Annotated in this window: 5 protein-coding genes and 2 tRNA genes; all 7 read left to right on the forward strand. The window is 68.3% G+C overall.

From position 1 onward, the window contains the following. Positions 1-311 precede the first annotated feature (311 nt). Positions 312-384 (forward strand) — tRNA-Thr (locus ACWGIG_RS29325). 48 nt (positions 385-432) lie between these two features. Continuing rightward, positions 433-505: transfer RNA gene (locus ACWGIG_RS29330), tRNA-Met, on the forward strand. 89 nt (positions 506-594) lie between these two features. Continuing rightward, a complete protein-coding gene (gene rpmG, locus ACWGIG_RS29335) occupies positions 595-759 on the forward strand; it encodes a 50S ribosomal protein L33 (protein WP_007265873.1) in 165 nt (54 codons plus the stop codon). Between the two features lie 119 nt (positions 760-878). Further along, on the forward strand, positions 879-1,334 hold the full coding sequence (locus tag ACWGIG_RS29340) for an FAS1-like dehydratase domain-containing protein (RefSeq protein ID WP_453324703.1): 456 nt from the start codon (positions 879-881) through the stop codon (positions 1,332-1,334). A 1-nt stretch (position 1,335) separates the two neighbouring features. After that, positions 1,336-1,764, forward strand: coding sequence for a MaoC family dehydratase (locus tag ACWGIG_RS29345; RefSeq protein WP_453324704.1), 429 nt, complete (start codon positions 1,336-1,338; stop codon positions 1,762-1,764). A gap of 175 nt (positions 1,765-1,939) precedes the next feature. Next, positions 1,940-2,497 (forward strand): TetR/AcrR family transcriptional regulator, encoded by a 558-nt coding sequence (locus ACWGIG_RS29350; protein WP_453324705.1) that lies wholly within the window; start codon positions 1,940-1,942, stop codon positions 2,495-2,497. Positions 2,498-2,578: 81 nt separating this feature from the next. Then, positions 2,579-4,010 (forward strand): MFS transporter (locus tag ACWGIG_RS29355; RefSeq protein ID WP_453324706.1); only part of this gene is annotated, 1,432 nt, incomplete at its 3' end.

The raw sequence follows: 4,010 nt of genomic DNA on the forward strand, positions 1-4,010 counted from the left end.
GGGCCGCCGGAGCTGCTGGAGTTCCCCCGGCGGCGAGGCGGCTGCGGCTGACTGTCGGACATCGCGCTCCTGGCGGGCTCGGGCGGAGAGGGGCGCGGCGGGGGAGTGGCCCGCACCCAAGATCACGCGGCGTCCGATCGAGCCTAGGGGCCCCTGTTCACGGCTTCGAGGAAGAGCGGAATAGTCGTACCGGAGTGACCTCCGGTGGCCTACGTGACGGGTGGTGCGAGCGGGTCCGGGAGGGGGTCACAGAGGGGCCCGGATATGGATTTGGGGGATCGGCGCACACCCGTGTAATGTCTTCATCGCTCGCCCCAATAGCTCAGTCGGTAGAGCGTCTCCATGGTAAGGAGAAGGTCTGCGGTTCGATTCCGCATTGGGGCTCTGGTGTTCGGAGATCCTCCCCCTCGGGGGAGGTGATCCAGGCATCAAAGCGGTGTAGCTCAGTCGGTAGAGCAAGCGGCTCATAATCGCTGTGTCACCGGTTCAAGTCCGGTCACCGCTACGGGTAGTAGCCGATTGTAGGGTCGGTCCTCCGATCGGCTACTCTTTTTTGCGTTCATCCGTACATCCGTCCGTCCAAGGAGCACTCACGTGGCTGCCACCGACGTCCGCCCGAAGATCACGCTGGCCTGCGTGGAGTGCAAGGAGCGGAACTACATCACCAAGAAGAACCGGCGTAACAACCCGGACCGCATGGAGATGAAGAAGCACTGCCCGCGTTGCAACTCGCACACGGCGCACCGCGAAACGCGCTAAGCACAGGCTCGTACACGAGGCCGTCCCCGATTGCTGGGGGCGGCCTCGTGTCGTTTGTCACGCACTGTTTTCCTTTCCCGAAGATCCTTTTTCGGAACTCACTCAGGAGGTACGAGTCCATGGCGCTCGACCAGTCCTTCGTGGGGCGGTCCTATCCGCCCACCTCGGCGTACGAGGTCGGCCGGGAGAAGATCCGCGAGTTCGCCGAGGCCGTCGGCGACAGCAATCCCGCGTACACCGATCAGGAAGCCGCCAAGGCGCTGGGCCATCCCGATGTGATCGCTCCGCCGACGTTCGTGTTCGCGATCACGTTCAAGGCCGCCGGGCTGGTGATCGAGGACCCGCAGCTGGGGCTCGACTACAGCAGGGTGGTGCACGGGGACCAGAAGTTCACGTACTCCCGTCCGGTGCGGGCGGGGGACCGGCTGTCGGTCACCTCGACCATCGAGGCGATCAAGTCGATGGCGGGCAACGACATCGTGGACATCCGTGGCGAGGTCCACGACGAGAGCGGTGAGCACGTCGTGACCGCCTGGACGAAGCTGGTGGCGCGTGCCGCCGCCGAGGAGGCGTGAGATGGCTGCCAAGATCGCGTACGCGGACGTCGAGGTCGGCACCGAGCTGCCCGCGCAGTCCTTCCCCGTGAGTCGCGCCACACTGGTGCGCTACGCGGGTGCGTCGGGCGACTTCAACCCGATCCACTGGAACGAGAAGTTCGCGGTCGAGGTCGGGCTGCCCGACGTGATCGCGCACGGCATGTTCACCATGGCCGAGGCGATCCGCGTGGTCACCGACTGGGCCGGCGACCCGGCGGCCGTCGTCGAGTACGGGGTGCGCTTCACCAAGCCCGTCGTCGTGCCGAACGACGACGAGGGTGCGCTGGTCGAGGTCAGCGGCAAGGTGGCCGTCCTGCTGGACGACAACCGGGTCCGGGTGGACCTCGTCGCGATGAGCGCCGGCCAGAAGGTGCTGGGCATGTCCCGCGCGGTGGTCCAGCTCGGCTGAGACCCCGGCGCATGGACAGAAGGTAAGGGGCGGTCTCCATGGAGGCCGCCCCTTACTTCTTACTTCGCGGAGGCGCGGAGGCGCGGAGGGCGTGGGAGGCGCGGGGACGCCTTTTGCTTCGCGGGAGGCGCGAAGATGCTTGACCTCGTTAGTGATTGGCCACTAACTTCTTCGTATGGTCAGGATGAGCGCAGAGGAGCGACGCGAGAGCGTGGTCCGTGCGGCGATGGTCGAGTTCGCCCGCACCGGATACCGCGGCACCTCCACCGAGGTGATCGCCAAGCGCGTCGGCGTCTCGCAGCCGTACCTCTTCCGCCTCTTCCCGAACAAGCAGGCCATCTTCCTCGCCGCGGCGAACCGTTGCATCGAGAACACCACCGAGGTCTTCAGGAAGGCCGCGGAAGGGCTGACGGGCGACGAGGCGCTGGACGCGATGGGGACGGCGTACCAGGCGCTCATCGCCGACGACCCGGACATGCTGCTCATGCAGATGCAGCTGTACGTCGCCGTGGCGTCCGCCGAAGTGGCCGGTGACCACGAGTTCGGCGAGGAGGTCAGGGCGAGCTGGACGGAGATGTACGACACGGTCCGTCTCGCACTCGGCGCCGACGCCGGGGAGACCACGCAGTTCTTCGCGCACGGGATGCTCATCAACACCTTCGTTTCCCTGGGCTACCCGCCGGAGCACCGGGTCTGGACCGGCTTCTACGAATCGGCCCAGCCCAAGAAGTGAGCGACATGTACTTCGCGCGACCCGCTTTTTCGTACCCGCAGAAGTTAGTGATCAATAACTAATGCTCAGGGGGAGCAAGCAATGAACGAGCGAACGGGAACACCCCGGCGCACCGGCGCCACCTGGACCCTGGTCATCACCAGCGTCGCCGGCTTCATGGCGGCGCTCGACAACCTCGTCGTCACCACCGCCCTGCCCTCGATCCGCGCGGACCTCGGCGGGGGACTGGCCGACCTCCAGTGGACGGTCAACGCGTACACGCTCACCTTCGCCGTGCTGCTCATGCTCGGCGCCGCCCTCGGTGACCGCTTCGGCCGCCGCCGCCTCTTTGTGGTGGGCCTCGGCATCTTCACCGTCGCGTCGGCCGCCGCCGCCCTCGCGCCCGGAATCGGCTTCCTGATCGCCGCACGGGCGATACAGGGGGTCGGCGCGGCCGTCATGATGCCGCTGACCCTCACCCTGCTCACCGCGGCCGTCCCCGCCGCCCGCCGCGGCGCCGCCCTCGGCATCTTCAGCGCCGTCACCGGCCTCGCCGTCGCCAGCGGCCCGCTCATCGGCGGCGCCCTCACGGAACACCTGTCCTGGCAGTGGATCTTCTGGCTGAACGTGCCCGTCGGCCTGGTCCTGCTGCCCCTCGCCGCCCGCCGCCTCAAAGAGTCGTACGCGCCGAACGCCCGCCTCGACGTCCCCGGCACCCTCCTCGTCAGCGGCGGCCTCTTCGGCATCGTCTACGCCCTGGTCAACGGCCAGGAGGACGGCTGGAGCAGCGCCCCGATCCTCGCCGGGTTCCTCCTCGGAACCGCACTCCTGGGCGGTTTCGTCCACCACGGGTTCCGCAACAAGAACCCCATGCTTCCCATGCGCCTCTTCAAGAACCGCGGATTCCTCGGCATCAACCTCGCGAGCCTGCTGATGTTCCTGGGCATGTTCGGCGCGATCTTCCTGCTCAGCCAGTTCCTCCAGAACGCCCTCGGCCACTCGCCCACCGAGGCGGGCCTGCGGATGCTCCCTTGGACAGGCATGCCGCTGCTCGTGGCGCCGTTCGCGGGCATTCTCTCCGACCGGATCGGCGGCCGACCGGTCGTCGCCACCGGTCTCGCCCTCCAGGCCGTCGGTCTCGCCCTCTTCGCGCTGGTCATCGGCCCCGACGTGTCGTACGCCGCCCAGCTTCCCGCGCTGATCGTCGGCGGCGTCGGCATGGCCCTGTTCTTCGCCCCCGCCTCCAGCGTCGTCATGGCGAGCGTCCGCCCCGCCGAACAGGGCATCGCCTCCGGCGCCAACAGCGCCCTGCGCGAGGTCGGCGGCGCCCTCGGCGTCGCGGTCCTGGGCGCCGTCTTCTCCACACGGGGCGGCTACGAATCCCCGGCCGCCTTCACGGACGGCACGGTCCCGGCCGTCTGGATCGGTGCGGGCGCGGTGGCCCTGGCCGCCCTCGCCGCCCTGCTGATCCCGCGCCGTACGGAGGCGGAGAGCCCGGACGGGCAGGTGACCGGCGACGACCGCGAGCTCGCCA

The sequence above is a fragment of the Streptomyces sp. NPDC054863 genome (assembly GCF_053610825.1).